At 67.3% G+C, this 14432-nt stretch carries 14 protein-coding genes and 1 tRNA gene; 14 read left to right on the top strand and 1 reads right to left on the bottom strand.

Annotated features, from left to right (window positions below; all coding sequences use genetic code 11):
- The first annotated feature begins 32 nt into the window (after positions 1-32).
- The 3 genes from ABD727_RS07645 (at position 33) to ABD727_RS07635 (ending at position 3159) form a co-directional block, all read left to right on the top strand.
- Positions 33-1985 carry a potassium transporter Kup gene (locus tag ABD727_RS07645; RefSeq protein WP_425566773.1) on the top strand — a complete coding sequence of 651 codons (1953 nt, stop codon included), beginning with the start codon at positions 33-35 and terminating at the stop codon, positions 1983-1985.
- A 104-nt stretch (positions 1986-2089) separates the two neighbouring features.
- The gene (locus tag ABD727_RS07640; RefSeq protein ID WP_344706787.1) at positions 2090-2656 is read left to right on the top strand and encodes a PRC-barrel domain containing protein; all 567 of its coding nucleotides are present in this window, start codon (positions 2090-2092) and stop codon (positions 2654-2656) included.
- Positions 2653-3159 (top strand): 2'-5' RNA ligase family protein, encoded by a 507-nt coding sequence (locus ABD727_RS07635; RefSeq protein WP_344706786.1) that lies wholly within the window; start codon positions 2653-2655, stop codon positions 3157-3159. The genes ABD727_RS07640 and ABD727_RS07635 overlap by 4 nt, the downstream gene beginning before the upstream one ends.
- A gap of 79 nt (positions 3160-3238) precedes the next feature.
- Here the strand turns inward: ABD727_RS07635 and ABD727_RS07630 are convergent, their stop codons facing one another.
- On the bottom strand, positions 3239-3658 hold the full coding sequence (locus ABD727_RS07630; protein WP_344706785.1) for a DUF3775 domain-containing protein: 420 nt from the start codon (positions 3656-3658) through the stop codon (positions 3239-3241).
- Between the two features lie 117 nt (positions 3659-3775).
- On the opposite strand from ABD727_RS07630, the gene ABD727_RS07625 reads away from it, so the two are divergent.
- The 11 genes from ABD727_RS07625 (at position 3776) to ABD727_RS07575 (ending at position 14429) form a co-directional block, all read left to right on the top strand.
- Positions 3776-3852: transfer RNA gene (locus ABD727_RS07625), tRNA-Met, on the top strand.
- A gap of 117 nt (positions 3853-3969) precedes the next feature.
- Positions 3970-4725, top strand: a complete 756-nt coding sequence (rpsB, locus tag ABD727_RS07620) for a 30S ribosomal protein S2 (RefSeq protein ID WP_344706784.1) — start codon at positions 3970-3972, stop codon at positions 4723-4725.
- Positions 4726-4864: 139 nt separating this feature from the next.
- On the top strand, positions 4865-5803 hold the full coding sequence (gene tsf, locus ABD727_RS07615) for a translation elongation factor Ts (protein ID WP_344706783.1): 939 nt from the start codon (positions 4865-4867) through the stop codon (positions 5801-5803).
- 197 nt (positions 5804-6000) lie between these two features.
- Positions 6001-6726, top strand: a complete 726-nt coding sequence (gene pyrH / locus ABD727_RS07610; RefSeq protein WP_344706782.1) for a UMP kinase — start codon at positions 6001-6003, stop codon at positions 6724-6726.
- A 3-nt stretch (positions 6727-6729) separates the two neighbouring features.
- Positions 6730-7287, top strand: a complete 558-nt coding sequence (gene frr / locus ABD727_RS07605; protein WP_344706781.1) for a ribosome recycling factor — start codon at positions 6730-6732, stop codon at positions 7285-7287.
- A gap of 151 nt (positions 7288-7438) precedes the next feature.
- Entirely contained in the window at positions 7439-8107 is a 669-nt protein-coding gene (gene uppS, locus ABD727_RS07600; protein ID WP_425566804.1) for a polyprenyl diphosphate synthase, read from the top strand.
- Positions 8104-8751, top strand: coding sequence for a phosphatidate cytidylyltransferase (locus tag ABD727_RS07595; RefSeq protein ID WP_344706780.1), 648 nt, complete (start codon positions 8104-8106; stop codon positions 8749-8751). Before uppS ends, ABD727_RS07595 begins: the two co-directional genes overlap by 4 nt.
- Positions 8751-9905: a 1-deoxy-D-xylulose-5-phosphate reductoisomerase gene (locus tag ABD727_RS07590; RefSeq protein WP_344706779.1), complete on the top strand. Its 1155-nt coding sequence runs from the start codon at positions 8751-8753 to the stop codon at positions 9903-9905. Before ABD727_RS07595 ends, ABD727_RS07590 begins: the two co-directional genes overlap by 1 nt.
- Positions 9905-11035: an RIP metalloprotease RseP gene (rseP, locus tag ABD727_RS07585; protein ID WP_344706778.1), complete on the top strand. Its 1131-nt coding sequence runs from the start codon at positions 9905-9907 to the stop codon at positions 11033-11035. The genes ABD727_RS07590 and rseP overlap by 1 nt, the downstream gene beginning before the upstream one ends.
- A gap of 140 nt (positions 11036-11175) precedes the next feature.
- Positions 11176-13827 carry an outer membrane protein assembly factor BamA gene (bamA, locus tag ABD727_RS07580; RefSeq protein WP_425566771.1) on the top strand — a complete coding sequence of 884 codons (2652 nt, stop codon included), beginning with the start codon at positions 11176-11178 and terminating at the stop codon, positions 13825-13827.
- Complete coding sequence (locus ABD727_RS07575; RefSeq protein ID WP_344706776.1) at positions 13827-14429, top strand: OmpH/Skp family outer membrane protein; 603 nt, start codon at positions 13827-13829, stop codon at positions 14427-14429. The genes bamA and ABD727_RS07575 overlap by 1 nt, the downstream gene beginning before the upstream one ends.
- Positions 14430-14432 lie beyond the last annotated feature (3 nt).

Raw genomic sequence — 14432 nt, 5'->3', positions numbered from 1 at the left:
CACCCGTTCGCCCCTGCTAGGGCGCCCGCCCGATGAACGTCACCGCCGAAGGCACTGCTGAGTCCGCCAACGAGACGGTGACGGAGAGCAGCCACAGTCACGGACATGCCCCGCAGGGGTCGCTCGCCAAGCTGATGGTCGGAGCGGTCGGAATCGTGTTCGGCGACATCGGCACCTCGCCGATCTACGCTTTCCGCGAGACCTTCGCCGGCCACCACCTGCTCGAGCCCGATCGGCTCCACATCTACGGCGTGCTCAGCCTGATCTTCTGGTCGATGATGATCATCGTGACGCTGAAGTACGTCACCATCATCATGCGCGCCGACAACAAGGGGGAGGGCGGGAGCCTCGCGCTCCTCGCGCTGATCAACCGCTCGACCGGGACCACGCGCCGCTGGTCGGCGGGGATCGTCCTCCTCGGGGTGTTCGCCACCGCGCTTTTCTACGGCGACAGCATGATCACCCCGGCGATCTCGGTGCTGTCGGCGGTCGAGGGCCTGACCACAGTCAATGCCGGCTTCGCGCCCTACGTGCTGCCGATCGCGATCGGCATCCTCGTCGCATTGTTCACCATCCAGTTCCGCGGCACGGCCAAGGTCGGCACCCTCTTCGGGCCGATCATGATCCTCTATTTCCTGACCCTCGCGGTGCTCGGGATCACCCACATCTACGGTCACCCGATGCTGCTGCTGGAGATGCTCAATCCCGGCAATGCCATCGCCTTCTTCGTCGCCGAGCCGCTTCCGGCCTTCATCGCGATGGGCTCGGTCGTGCTTGCCGTGACCGGCGCCGAGGCGCTCTACGCCGACATGGGCCACTTCGGCCGCAAGCCGATCCGCTACGCCTGGATCGGGGTCATCGTCTGCCTTCTGCTCAACTATCTCGGCCAGGGGGCGATGCTGCTCCAGCAGACCCCCGAGGGCGCGCGAGAACTGGTCAAGAACCCCTTCTTCTTCCTCGCTCCCGAAGCCCTCCGGCTGCCGCTGGTCCTGCTTGCGACCTGCGCCACCATCATCGCCAGCCAGGCGGTCATTACCGGCGCCTTCTCGGTCACCCAGCAGGCGATCCAGCTTGGCTTCATCCCGCGGCTGCGGATCCTCCACACCAGCGAGACCGCGGCGGGGCAGATCTACATCCCGGTGATCAACTGGGCGCTGATGGTGATGGTGATCGTGCTGGTGATCACCTTCCAGACCTCGTCCAACCTCGCTGCGGCCTATGGCATCGCGGTGACCGGGGCGATGTTCATCGACACGCTGCTGCTCGCCGTCGTGTTCGGCGCGCTGTGGAAGTGGCCGGCGTGGAAGGCGTGGCCGCTGATCGGCCTCTTCCTGTTCGTCGACATCCTCTACTTCGGCGCCAACCTCCTCAAGGTGCCCGACGGCGGCTGGTTCCCGCTGGTCATTGGCCTCATCGCCTTCACCCTGCTCACCACCTGGGCGAAGGGGCGCAAGCTGATGATGGACCGGATGGCCGAGGCGAGCCTGCCGATGGACGTGTTCGTCAAGTCGGCGGCGAACAGCGCCATCCGGGTGCCCGGGACGGCGGTGTTCATGACCAGCAGCCCCAAGGGCGTCCCCCACGCGCTGCTCCACAACCTCAAGCACAACAAGGTGCTCCACGAGCGGGTCATGCTGCTGACCGTCCGGATCGAGGACGTGCCCTACGTCCCCGCAGTAAAGCGGATGGAGACCGAGGACTATACCGCCGGCTTCTTCCGGGTGGTGCTCCGCTACGGCTTCATGGAGGAGCTCGACGTCCCGACCGAGCTGTCCAAGCTCAAAGACTGCGGGCCGACCTGCAAGATGATGGACACCAGCTTCTTCCTTGCCCGCCAGACCCTGATCTCGACTTCGCGGCCCGGAATGGCGGGCTGGCGCGAGCGGCTGTTCGCCTGGATGCTCCGCAACAGCGAAAGCGCGATGGAATTCTTCAAGCTGCCGCCCAACCGGGTGGTCGAGCTCGGAAGCCAGGTCGAGATCTGATCGGGTCCCCTGCGAAGGCGGGGAACAGTCGCTCCGGTACGGCACAAGGCACCTGTTCCTGCTTCGCGGGGAAACAATGGGCATGACCCCGCATTGCGCCCTCCATGGATCAAATCGCCTCCTGGGTCGCGACCGCCGCCACCATCATCGCCGCCTGCTTCACCGCTTCGAATCTCGGCAGCCGGGTGACCGGGATCGGCTTCATCATCTTTACCTTGGGGTCGATCGCTTGGTTCACCACCGGCTATCTGACCGACCAGCCCGCGCTCATGTGGACCAACGTCGTTATGACCGGGCTCAATCTGTTCGGCGTCTATCGCTGGCTCGGACGGCAGGCCAAGCTTGAGGAAGGCGCGAGCAAGGCCGCCGAGGCGAGCGCGGCACAGCCGGGCGAGGACCTCTTCCCGGCCTCGGCGCTGACCGCCTCGAAGCTGCTCGGCCGCGACGGCGAGCCGCTCGGAAGCACCGTTGACGCGATGCTGAGCTGCCACGGGGGGACGCTCCGCTACCTCGTGGTCGCGCAGGGCGGCGTGGCCGGCGTGGGCGAGACCTTCCGCCGGGTCGACTGGCATTATGCGGGCGTGCAGGACGGCTCGGTGAAGACCGACATGACCTCGGCCGACTTCGAGGCTCTACCCGAGCTCCAGAAGGACAATTGGCCCGGCCGATGAGTGGCGCCCTGATCGTCACCGCCGCGCTGGCGCCCGAGGACTTCGCCTGGCTCGACGGCCAGCGCCGCGCTCATTTCCCGCCCGAGCGCAACCAGCTCGCCGCGCACCTCACCATGTTCCATGCGCTTCCGCCAAGCGCGGAAGAAGAGGCGGGCAGGGTGCTCGCCCGTGAGGCGGCGGGCTCGCCTCCACCCCACGCAACCGTCGCCGGGTTGATGAACCTCGGGCGCGGGGTCGCCTACCGGATCGTATCGGACGAGCTGGAAGCGGTACGCCGTGCGATCGCCGAGCATTTTCACGGTCATCTGACCGCGCAGGATTCGCAAGGGTGGCGACCGCATGTGACGATCATGAACAAGGCCCAGCCGGCCGCCGCGCGCGCGCTGCTGGGAGAGCTGGAGCGAGATTTCCGGCCGAGGCTGCTGAAGATCGCCGGGCTCGAGCTCCACCGCTATCTCGGCGGGCCGTGGGAGCGGATCGGCCGCTGGTCCTTCCGCGGCTAGCCGCAGGAAGCCGCTGCCATCCATGTTTCTTAGAAGTGGACTGGTCCCCGTTTTTCTCCGTGGACCAGTCCAACCATGATCAGCTCAGGTCGCCGACCCCGTCACAGCTGAGGTCGAAGGCGGCCATCCCAGCCTCCAGCACGCTCGCCAGCATCGGCATCTCGAGGAACTGGTCGACGACACCGCCGCTCCTGATCTCGTCGGTCGCCTCGGCGATCGCCTCGTCCCAGTCGGACGCCTCGTAGGTGCCTTGGCCGACCCAACAGAAGGCGAGCAGCTCGGCCTGCTGGTCCTCGGCGAGATCGTCGATGGCGGCGCGCAGTTCTTCCTCGACGCCGTCGTTGACGTCGTCGTCCAGGACGGAGAGGGCCTCGCCGTCTTCGCCGTCGATGTTTTCCGCATCCTCACCGGCGTCGTAATCGGACGGAACCTGGGCTTCATATTCCTTTGCGCGTAGGATGATCCGACAGATCGTATCGAGCGGCGTAAGCGGGTCCATGTTGGGTGATCTCCTTTGCGCCTTCAAACCCGGCGCCTACCCGGCGGTTCCTTGGCGTTGACGGGTGGCATACCCCCGCGTATAGGCCCGCCCGCCGCGACGGCAGTCCTTGCATGGGGCGGAGTAGCTCAGCTGGTTAGAGCAGCGGAATCATAATCCGCGTGTCGGGGGTTCAAGTCCCTCCTCCGCTACCACATCGTCTGTCTGTCAACGCATCAACCCCGCATGGGAGGCTTCATAGCCCGGTGCGGGCTGGTCCTCGGGCCAGTCCGTTCCCGCCTCCCAGAGGAACAACCGGAAGGAATTATCCTATGGCGAGCACGCTCGTCACCATGCAGCAATTGCTTGAGGCTGGCGCCCACTTCGGCCACCAGACCCACCGCTGGAACCCGCGGATGAAGCCGTACATCTTCGGCGACCGCAACGGCGTTCACATCATCGACCTGTCGCAGAGCGTTCCGCTGTTCGCCCGCGCCCTCGACTTCGTCCAGCAGTCGGTCGCCCGTGGCGGCAAGGTGCTCTTCGTCGGCACCAAGCGCCAGGCGCAGGACGCCGTGGCCGAGGCCGCGCAGCGCTCGGGCCAGCACTTCGTCAACCACCGCTGGCTCGGCGGCATGCTGACCAACTGGAAGACCATCTCCAATTCGATCAAGCGCCTCAAGAGCCTCGAGGAGCAGCTGTCGGGTGACACCGCCGGCCTGACCAAGAAGGAAGTCCTCCAGCTCACCCGCGAGCGCGACAAGCTCGAGAAGAGCCTCGGCGGTATCCGCGACCTCGGCGGCCTGCCCGACGTCATGTTCGTGATCGACACCAACAAGGAAGAGCTGGCGATCAAGGAAGCCAACGTCCTCGGCATCCCGGTCGTTGCGATTCTCGATTCGAACTCGAACCCCGAAGGCATCGCTTTCCCGGTTCCGGGCAACGACGACGCCAGCCGCGCCATCCGCCTCTACGCCGACGCGATCGCCGACGCGGCGAGCGCCGGCAAGTCGGGCAACGCGCAGCGCCAGGGTGTCGACATCGGCGCCATGGCCGAGCCGCCGGCCGAGGCCGCCCTCGAGGCGTAAGCTACCTTGATCCCCTCCCGCTCGCGGGAGGGGAAGAGGCGCGCAGCGCCGAAGGGGAGGGCCTGTTGCCTCCCCGCCAAACGACATTCCCTCCCCCAGCCCCTCCCGCAAGCGGGAGGGGAGAAGCAAGGACAAGCAAATGGCTGAGATCACGGCCGCACTGGTCAAGGAACTGCGCGAGCGCTCGGGCGCCGGCATGATGGACTGCAAGAAGGCGCTCGCCGAGAACAACGGCGATATCGAAGCCTCGATCGACTGGCTTCGTGCCAAGGGCCTCGCCTCGGCGGGCAAGAAGGCCGGCCGCACCGCCGCCGAAGGTCTCGTCGGCGCCGCCGTTCAGGGCACCAAGGGTGTCGTCGTCGAGGTCAACTCGGAGACCGACTTCGTCGCCAAGAACGAGCAGTTCCAGAACTTCGTCCGTGACGTCACCCAGCTGGCGCTGACCACCGGCGACGACATCGATGCGCTCAAGGCCGCCCCGATGGCCAACGGCAAGTCGGTCGAGGAAGCGCTGACCGAGAACATCGCCACCATCGGCGAGAACCAGAACCTGCGCCGCGCCAAGACCCTTTCGGTCGAGCAGGGCGCGGTGGTCAGCTACGTCCACAACGCCGCCGCTCCCGGCATGGGCAAGATCGGCGTGCTGGTCGCGCTCGAGGGCGATGCCCCGGCCGACAAGCTCGAGGCGCTCGGCAAGCAGCTGGCGATGCACATCGCAGCCGCCGCTCCGCTGGCGCTGACCGGCGAGGCGATCGACCCGGCCGTGATCGAGCGTGAAGCCGCGATCGCCCGCGAGAAGAACGCCGACAAGATCGCCGGCAAGCCCGCCGACATCGCCGAGAAGATCCTCAAGGGTCCGGTCGACAAGTTCCGCAAGGAAAGCGCGCTCTTGAGCCAGGCGGTCGTGTTCGACGGCAAGACCCCGGTGCAGGACTTTGTCGCGGCGGAAGCCAAGGCGGCTGGCGGATCGATCACGATTCGCGACTTCGTCCGCTTCCAGCTCGGCGAGGGCATCGAGAAGCAGCAGAGCGACTTCGCCGCCGAAGTCGCCGCGGCCTCGGGCGTCAAGCAGGGCTGAATGTAAATGGAGAACCTCCCCGTCCGGCATCGCCGGATGGGGAGGTGACCGCTCGGCGACGCCGAGTGGTGGAGGGGCCGCGGCGCATCGGCTCAGGCCCTCCGTCTCGGCTCCGCCGAACAACGGTCTTCCCAAGGGGGCGGGGGCTGCATAGAAGCGCCTCCGCCCCTTTGCTCGTCCGGAGACCGCTTCCAACCATGCCTGCCCGCTTCAACCGAATCCTGCTGAAGCTTTCGGGCGAGGCGCTGATGGGCCCGGGCCAGTTCGGGATCGATCCCGACACGGTCGCTTCGATGGCCGCCGAGGTGAAGGCCGCCAAGGAGGCCGGCTTCGAGCTCTGCCTGGTCATCGGCGGCGGCAACATCTTCCGCGGCATGGCCGGCGCCGCCAAGGGCATGGACCGGGCCCAGGCCGACTATATGGGCATGCTGGCGACCGTCATGAACGCGCTCGCGGTCCAGAATGCGCTCGAGCAGATGGGGGTCGAGACCCGCGTCCAGTCGGCGATCAAGATGGACCAGGTGTGCGAGCCGGTGATCCGCCGCCGCGCCGAGCGTCATCTGGCGAAGGGCCGCGTGGTGATCTTTGCCGCTGGGGTCGGCTCGCCCTACTTCACCACCGACACCGGTGCCGCGCTCCGCGCCGCCGAGATGAAGTGCAACGCCCTGTTCAAGGGCACCAGCGTCGACGGCGTCTACTCGGCCGATCCCAAGAAGGTGAAGGACGCCAAGCGCTTCGACACCATCGGCTTCGACCGCGTGCTCGCCGAGGACCTCAAGATCATGGACGCGGCAGCGGTCGCGCTGTGCCGCGACAATGATATCCCGATCGTCGTCTTCAACATCCGCCAGCCGGGCAACCTCGCCAAGGTGCTGGCCGGGGAGGGCGTCGCGACGGTCGTTCAGAACCAGGAAGGAAACTGACCAATGCCAGCCTATGACAAGGCCGACGTGCAACGCCGCATGAGCGGCTCGGTGGATTCGCTCAAGAGCGATCTCGGCGGTCTCCGCACCGGCCGCGCCTCGAGCGCGCTGCTCGATCCGATCCAGGTCGAGGTCTATGGCGCCAAGATGCCGCTCAACCAGGTCGCCACCGTGTCGGTGCCCGAGCCGCGGATGATCTCGGTGCAGGTGTGGGACAAGTCCAATCTCAACTCGGTCGAGAAGGCGATCCGCTCGGCCGGGCTCGGGATCAATCCGATCACCGATGGCCAGATGATCCGCCTGCCGATCCCCGACATGACCGAGGAGCGCCGCAAGGAACTCGCCAAGCTCGTGAGCCAATATGCCGAGAAGGCCCGGATCGCGGTCCGCAACGTCCGCCGCGATGCGATGGACGCGCTGAAGACCGACGAGAAGAAAAAGGAAATCAGCGAGGACGAGCACAAGCGGCTCGATACCGAGGTCCAGAAGCTGACCGACGAAACGATCAAGGAAGTCGACGCGGCGGCAGCGGCCAAGGAAAAGGAAATCCTCGGCAAGTGACCGTACCCGCTCCGTTCGTGCCGGGCGTGCCTCGACTTCGCTCGGCACCAGCGGGGAGGGGAAGGTGACCTCTCCCCTTACTCCGCTCGCCCCGAGCGAAGTCGAGGGGCCGTCGGCCAATCGCGCCATCCCCCGCCACGTCGCCATCATCATGGACGGCAACGGGCGCTGGGCCGAACGGCGCGGCCTGCCCAAGGTCGCCGGCCACCGCGCGGGGGCCGAGGCGGTGCGCCGGACCATGCAGGCGGCGGTCGACGCGGGCGTCGAGGCGCTGACGCTCTACGCTTTCTCCTCCGAGAACTGGCGCCGCCCGCAGGAAGAGGTCAGCGACCTCAAGGGCCTGATGCGCTTCTATCTCGAGCGCGAGCTCAAGACGCTCCAGAAGGAGGGCGTTCGCCTGAAGCTGATCGGCGAACCCGCGGCCTTCGGCAACGAGCTTCACGACCGGCTCCGCCAGGCGGTGGAGGAGACGAAGGGCAACGACCGGCTGACCCTCGCCGTCGCGCTCAACTACGGCAGCCAGGCCGAGCTCGCCGCCGCCGCGCGGACGCTCGCCCGGGCGGTCGCCGCCGGTGACGTCGATCCCGAGAGCATCGACGAGAAGGCGCTCGAAGCGCTTCTCCACACCAGCGACCTGCCGCCACTCGACCTCCTCATCCGCACGTCGGGCGAGGTCCGCCTGTCGAATTTCCTTCTCTGGCAGGCGGCCTATGCCGAGTTGCACTTCACCGACGTCCTCTGGCCCGACTTCGACGAGGCCGCCTTCAACGCGGCGCTGGCTGAGTTCGCGCGACGCCAGCGGCGGTTTGGCGGCCGATGAGCGAGATCGCGCTTCGCTCCATCACCGGCGTGCTGATGGTCCTGACCGCGCTGACCGCCGAGTGGTTCGGCGGCACCGCCTTCGCCATCCTCGTCGCCGGCGCGGCCACCGCCATCTATTACGAATGGGCCAAGATGGTCCGCGGCTGGGGCCTCAAGTGGCACGTTGGCGGCTTCGTCTACGCACTGCTGCCCGCGCTCGCCCTTCTCTGGGTGCGCGAACGGGGCGGGGTGCCCGCGGGCGCCGAGGGCTTCGAGCTCGTGCTGTGGGCGTTCATCGTCACCTGGAGCGCCGACATCGGGGCCTTCTTCGTCGGTCGCACCTTCGGCGGGCGAAAGCTTGCTCCGACCATCAGCCCCAACAAGACCGTCTCGGGCCTGATCGGCGGGATCGTCACCGCGACCTTGCTCGGGGGCATCTGGGCGATGCACGAAGGGCTGCACTGGGGCTGGCTGCTGCTGGCGCCAATCTTCGCCCTCGCCGCCGCCATCGGTGACCTGTTCGAAAGCTGGATGAAGCGCCAGGCCGGGGTCAAGGACAGCGGGCGGATCCTGCCGGGCCACGGCGGCGTGTTCGACCGGCTCGACGGGCTGGTCCCGGTGGCGATCCTCACCGGCCTCGCGGTCATGGCGGGGCTCGCCTGATGAAGCGGATCGCGATACTCGGTGCGACCGGCTCGATCGGCCGCTCGACCCTCGACCTCGTCGAGGCCGCGCCAGAGCGCTTCGAGGTGACCGCGCTGACCGCCGCGACCAACGTCGCCCAGCTTGCCGCCGACGCTCGCCGCACCCGCGCGAGGCTGGCGGTGATCGCGGACGACAGCCGGTTGGGCGAACTTCGCGACGCACTTGCCGGCTCGGGCATCGAGGCCGCCGCGGGCGAGGGCGCGCTGGCCGAGGCCGCGGTCAGCGCCGACCTCGTCATTGCCGCGATCGTCGGGACCGCCGGATTGTCCCCGGTGATGGCCGCGGTCCGGGCAGGGAAGACCATCGGCCTCGCCAACAAGGAAGCGCTCGTCTCGGCAGGCGCGCTGATGCTTGAGGAGGCCCGCCGCTCGGGGGCGACGCTGCTCCCGATCGACAGCGAACATAACGCCATCTTCCAGTGCCTTGCGGGGCAGGATTGCGAGCGTGTCTCACGCCTGATCCTGACCGCCAGCGGAGGGCCGTTCCGGACCTTTTCGACCGAGGAGATGGCGCGGGTCACTCCGGCCCAGGCGGTGGCGCACCCCAACTGGTCGATGGGTGCCAAGATCAGCGTCGACAGCGCGACGATGATGAACAAGGGGCTCGAACTGATCGAGGCCCACCATCTGTTCGGGTTGCCCGAGGAGCGGATCGACATCCTCGTCCATCCCCAGTCGGTAATCCACAGCCTGGTCGAATATGCCGACGGCTCGATGCTCGCGCAGCTCGGCAGCCCCGACATGCGGGTGCCGATCGGCCATATCCTGGCCTGGCCCGAGCGGATGCCGACCGGCGCCCGGCGGCTCGACCTGCTCGAGGTCGCCCGGCTCGACTTCGAGGCGCCCGATCCCGCACGCTTCCCGGCGCTCCGGCTGGCGCGCGAGGCGCTTCGTCGCGGCGGCGCCGCTCCGCTCACCCTCAATGCCGCCAACGAGGTTGCGGTCGAGGCCTTCCTCGCCGGGGCCATTCACTTCGGCGACATCGCCGCCATCGTAGAAGAGCAGCTGACCCGCATGGACCAGCCGCTGCCAGACTCGATCCCGCACGTGCTCGCCCTCGATGCCGAGGTCCGCGATCGCACCCGCGCCCGTCTTCCGGAACTTGCCGACTGATGTTTGAAGCGCCGCCCATCTGGTTCATCCTGCTGGCGTTTCTGGCGGCGATAGGGCCGCTCGTCTTCATTCACGAGTTCGGCCACTACATCGTTGGCCGCTGGTTCGGGATCGGCGCCGAGACCTTCTCGATCGGCTTCGGCCGCGAGGTCGCGGGCTGGACCGACAAGCGCGGCACCCGCTGGAAGGTCGGCTGGCTCCCGCTCGGCGGCTATGTCCGCTTCACCGGCGACATGGATCCGGCGAGCATGGGCAAGGACCTCGACAAGCTGCCCGAGCATGAGCGGCTTCGTGCCTTTCACGCAAAGCCGGTTTGGCAGCGCGCGCTGGTGGTGTTCGCCGGCCCCGCCTTCAACTTCCTTACCGCCATCCTGATCTTCGCCGCCTTCATCATGGCTTTCGGAAGCCCGCGCACCCCTCCTGTGATCGAGGAGGTGCTTGCGGGCTCGCCCGCGGCGCAGGCGGGGATCCGTCCCGGCGACCGGATCGTGGCCCTCGACGGCGAGCCGATCGAGCGGTTCGACGCCATCGCCGACTTCGCCACGCTCCGCCCGGGCGAGCAGGTCGAGCTGACCGTCCAGCGCGGCTCGACCACCTTCACCGCCACCCCACGCCTTGCGACGATTGTCGAGAAGGATCGCTTCGGCCAGCAGTCGCGCCGCGGTCAGCTCGGCGTCGGCAACCGCAGCGTTCGGCTCGAGCCGGTTCCGGTTCTCGAGATCATCCCCGAGGCGGTCAGCATGACCGTCCGGCTGGTCGACGCGACCGCGACCGGCCTGTGGCAGATCGTCTCGGGCCGCCGCCCGCTCGCCGAGCTCGGTGGGCCAATCAAGATGGCGCAGGTCGCCGGGCAGGTCGCAAGCCTCGGCCCGCTCGAATTCGTCCAGCTGCTCGCCTTCTTCTCGATAAACCTCGGGTTCATCAATTTGCTGCCAGTCCCGATGCTCGACGGGGGTCATCTGGCGCTCTACGCGGTGGAGGCGGTTCGCCGCCGCCCGCTGGAAGCCAGGGCGCAGGAGTGGCTGTTCCGGGGTGGCCTTGCCGCCCTGCTAACCTTGATGATGGTGGCGACGTTCAACGATCTCGGCTCGATCGGTCTGTGGCAGACATTGGGGCGATTGTTGGGCTGAGCCTTGCTTGATTAAAGTTGGCCTCCGGGGCAGGGGGGCGCGAAACGAAGGGACGGGGATGGCACAGGGGCACGAGTCCATGTGCCGCCCAACCATCCACCCAAGTGGCGGGGAATATTGTGATTGCTGAGGCAAACCAGGTGTTGATCAAGCGAACCCGCGGCGTGCTGCTGCTCGGAACCATCCTCGGCGGCTGGTCGGCTCCCGCGCTCGCCCAGCAGGCGACTGCGCCGGCGCCGGTCGCCGCTCAGACCGCTCCGGCCCCCCAGGCGGCTCCGGCTCCCCAGGCCGCGCCGCAGCAGCGGGTCATCCGCAGCGTCGCGGTGCGCGGCGCTCAGCGTCTCGAGGCCGAGACTGTCCGCTCCTACAGCGGCCTCAACCCGGGCCAGGCCTATGACGCCGAAGTGCTCGATACCGCGATCAAGGCGCTCTACGACACCGAGCTGTTCGCCGACGCGCAGATCACCGGTGCCGACACCGGCAACATCGTGATCGAGATCCGCGAGAACCCGGTCATCAACCGCATTGTCCTCGAGGGCAATCGCCGGCTGAAGGACGACAAGATCCTTCCCGAGATCCGTCTCGCACCACGCCAGATCTTCACCCGTACCAAGGCCCGCTCGGACGTCGAGCGGATCATCGAGCTCTACAAGCGCCAGGGCCGCTTCGCCGCGCGCGTCGAGCCCAAGGTCGTCACCCTCGACCAGAACCGCGTCGACCTCGTGTTCGAGATCAGCGAAGGCGACCTTTCCAAGGTCCGCGCGATCAACATCATCGGCAACGAGAAGTTCGATGACGGCCAGCTCCGCAAGGAGATGTACACGCGGGAATCGGGTGGTCTGCTCGGCTTCCTCAAGTCGAACGACACCTACGATCCCGACCGTCTCGCGGCCGACCAGCAGAAGCTTCGCGCCTTCTACCTGACTCAGGGCTATGCTGACTTCCGCGTCGTTTCCGCGCTCGCCGAGCTGACCCCGGACCGCCGCGACTTCGTCATCACCTACGTCGTCGAGGAAGGCCCGCGCTACAAGTTCGGCGCGATCGCCGCCGAGAGCGAGCTTCGCGACCTCAAGAACGACGCGATCATCAAGCTCGCGGGCATCAAGCAGGGCGACTGGTTCAACGCCAAGGCGATCGAGGATTCGGTCACCCGCCTCAACGAGGCCGCCGGCGTGCTCGGCTACGCCTTCACTGAGATTGACCCGGCCTACGAGCGCAACGCCGAGGCGCGCACGATGGGAATCACCTTCCGCGTCGGCGAGACCCCGCGGACCTACGTCGACCGCATCAACATCAGCGGCAACACCGGCACCCGCGACAAGGTCGTCCGCCGCGAATTCCGCGTCAACGAGGGCGACGCCTTCAACGCGATCAAGGTCAAGCGCAGCCAGGATCGCATCCAGAGCCTCGGCTATTTCCAGGAGAAGCTGGAAATCAAGCAGGAGCAGGTTGCCCCTGACCGGGTCGCCCTCAACGTCGAGGTCGAGGAGAAGCCCACCGGCCAGCTCCAGCTGTCGGCGGGCTATTCGAGCCTCGAGCGCTTCATCCTCGCGCTGTCGGTCGAGCAGAACAATTTCCGCGGAATGGGCCAGAGCCTGTCGGCAGGGATCAACTATTCGCGCTACTCGAAGGCGATCCAGCTCGGCTTCACCGAGCCTTATTTCCTCGACAAGCAGATCCTGCTCGGCGGCGAAATCTACCGCCGCGACTACAACAGCTTCAACTTCGTCGGCACCGAGCGCAACCGCACCTACAGCCAGGCGCAGACCGGCTTCGGGGTTCGTCTCGGCTTCCCGGTCAACGAGTTCATCAACTTCGGCACGCGCTACACGCTGAACCTCGACGACATCACGCTCGACAAGAGCCAGTTCTACACCGATCCCGACGGCACCGGTCCGCTGCCCAGCGTCTGCAACCCGCTGCTCGCCGGCCAGTATCTGTGCGACGAGCTCGGCAAGCGCACGACCTCGCTGCTCGGCTACAGCCTGGTGTTCGACAACACCAATGGCATCCGCGCCACCCGCGGTCAGCGGCTGGTGTTCAGCCAGGACTTCGCCGGGCTCGGCGGTGACGTGAAGTATATCCGCCAGCGCGGTGAAGCGGTGAAGTTCTGGGGCCTCGGCCGCGGCTTCATCCTCTCGGCCCGCGCCGAGGGCGGCTACATCCACCCGCTGCAGAAGGGCATCCGCGATACGGTCGACCCGATCCGCATCTCGGACCGCTTCTTCACCCCGCAGCTTCGCGGCTTCGACATCCGCGGCATCGGCCCGCGGGTCCGTCGCACCTCCTACAATGCCGACGGTTCGGCGCTGATCGACGACGACGGCCGCGTGACCGACGCGCTCGGCGGCCGTGCCTACTATCAGGGGCGGATCGAACTCGAGATCCCGCTCGGCGCCGGCGCTCGCAACCTCGGGCTTCGCCCGTCGGCGTTCGTCGACGTCGGCTCGCTGTTCAAGCTGCGCACGCCGGCACTCGCCAACATTCCGGGTACCTGCTTCTACACCACCGGTGCGGGCACCACGACGGCGACCTCGGTCGGCGAATCGCTCGACCCGGGCGAGACCAAGGCGGACTGCCGTGCGGCGGGGACGGGGGAGACCTTCTCCTTCACTCCGGGATATCGCGAGCAGTTCCTCGGCAACAGCGCCAGGCCGCGTCTCGCGGTCGGTATCGGCGTCAACTGGACCTCGCCGTTCGGCCCGCTCCGGATCGATATCGCCAAGGCATTGCTCACCCAGGAAGGTGACGATCCCAAGCTCTTCTCGTTCAACGTAGGGACTGCATTCTGATGACCAACAAGATTCTACTCGGTTCCGCGCTCGGCCTTGCCGCCGTCATCGCTGCTCCGGCCTCGGCGCAGAGCCGTCTTCCGGCCGCGGTCGTCGCGGTGGTCGACACCGACCGCATCTATGCCGAGTGCACCGCCTGCCGCGCGGCGCTGAGCCAGCTGCAGAGCCAGGCGACCCAGCTGCAGAGCCGCCAGCAGGCGCTGTCGGGTCCGATCGAGACCGAAGGTCAGGCCATCCAGACCGCGATCAACGCGCTCCCGCAGGCGCAGCGCGCGAACCCGCCGGCGACGCTGACCACCCGCATCCAGCGTTGGGAGCAGTCGCGCGCGACCGCCCAGCAGGAGCTTCAGCGTCTCCAGCAGAACCTCCAGTCGACCCAGGCCAATGTTCGCCGCCAGATCGACGCCCGCCTCGGGCCGATCATCAGCACGGTGATGACCTCGCGCGGCGCGACCGTCGCGGTCGACACCCAGGCCACCCTGGCTCGCTCGCCGAGCATCGACGTCACCAACGACGTGCTCGCGCAGATCAACTCGCAGCTTCCGTCGGTCAGCGTCACTCCGCTGCCGCCGCAGCAGCAGCAGACCGCACCGGGCCGCTAAGAA

This window comes from Sphingomonas swuensis, assembly GCF_039538045.1.
Taxonomy (GTDB): Bacteria; Pseudomonadota; Alphaproteobacteria; order Sphingomonadales; family Sphingomonadaceae; genus Sphingomicrobium; species Sphingomicrobium swuense.
This window is presented reverse-complemented; position numbering and strand designations above follow the sequence as displayed.

Bases quoted from the DNA above. Each gene is read 5' to 3' on its own strand.
- ABD727_RS07645 (WP_425566773.1), top strand. From the start codon at position 33: ATGAACGTCACCGCCGAAGGCACTGCTGAGTCCGCCAACGAGACGGTG.
- pyrH (WP_344706782.1), top strand. From the start codon at position 6,001: ATGCCTGCCCGCTTCAACCGAATCCTGCTGAAGCTTTCGGGCGAGGCG.
- ABD727_RS07630 (WP_344706785.1), bottom strand. From the start codon at position 3,658: ATGGACCCGCTTACGCCGCTCGATACGATCTGTCGGATCATCCTACGC.
- ABD727_RS07575 (WP_344706776.1), top strand. From the start codon at position 13,827: ATGACCAACAAGATTCTACTCGGTTCCGCGCTCGGCCTTGCCGCCGTC.
- ABD727_RS07590 (WP_344706779.1), top strand. From the start codon at position 8,751: ATGAAGCGGATCGCGATACTCGGTGCGACCGGCTCGATCGGCCGCTCG.
- ABD727_RS07635 (WP_344706786.1), top strand. From the start codon at position 2,653: ATGAGTGGCGCCCTGATCGTCACCGCCGCGCTGGCGCCCGAGGACTTC.
- tsf (WP_344706783.1), top strand. From the start codon at position 4,865: ATGGCTGAGATCACGGCCGCACTGGTCAAGGAACTGCGCGAGCGCTCG.
- ABD727_RS07595 (WP_344706780.1), top strand. From the start codon at position 8,104: ATGAGCGAGATCGCGCTTCGCTCCATCACCGGCGTGCTGATGGTCCTG.
- rpsB (WP_344706784.1), top strand. From the start codon at position 3,970: ATGGCGAGCACGCTCGTCACCATGCAGCAATTGCTTGAGGCTGGCGCC.
- ABD727_RS07640 (WP_344706787.1), top strand. From the start codon at position 2,090: ATGGATCAAATCGCCTCCTGGGTCGCGACCGCCGCCACCATCATCGCC.
- frr (WP_344706781.1), top strand. From the start codon at position 6,730: ATGCCAGCCTATGACAAGGCCGACGTGCAACGCCGCATGAGCGGCTCG.
- uppS (WP_425566804.1), top strand. From the start codon at position 7,439: ATGGACGGCAACGGGCGCTGGGCCGAACGGCGCGGCCTGCCCAAGGTC.
- rseP (WP_344706778.1), top strand. From the start codon at position 9,905: ATGTTTGAAGCGCCGCCCATCTGGTTCATCCTGCTGGCGTTTCTGGCG.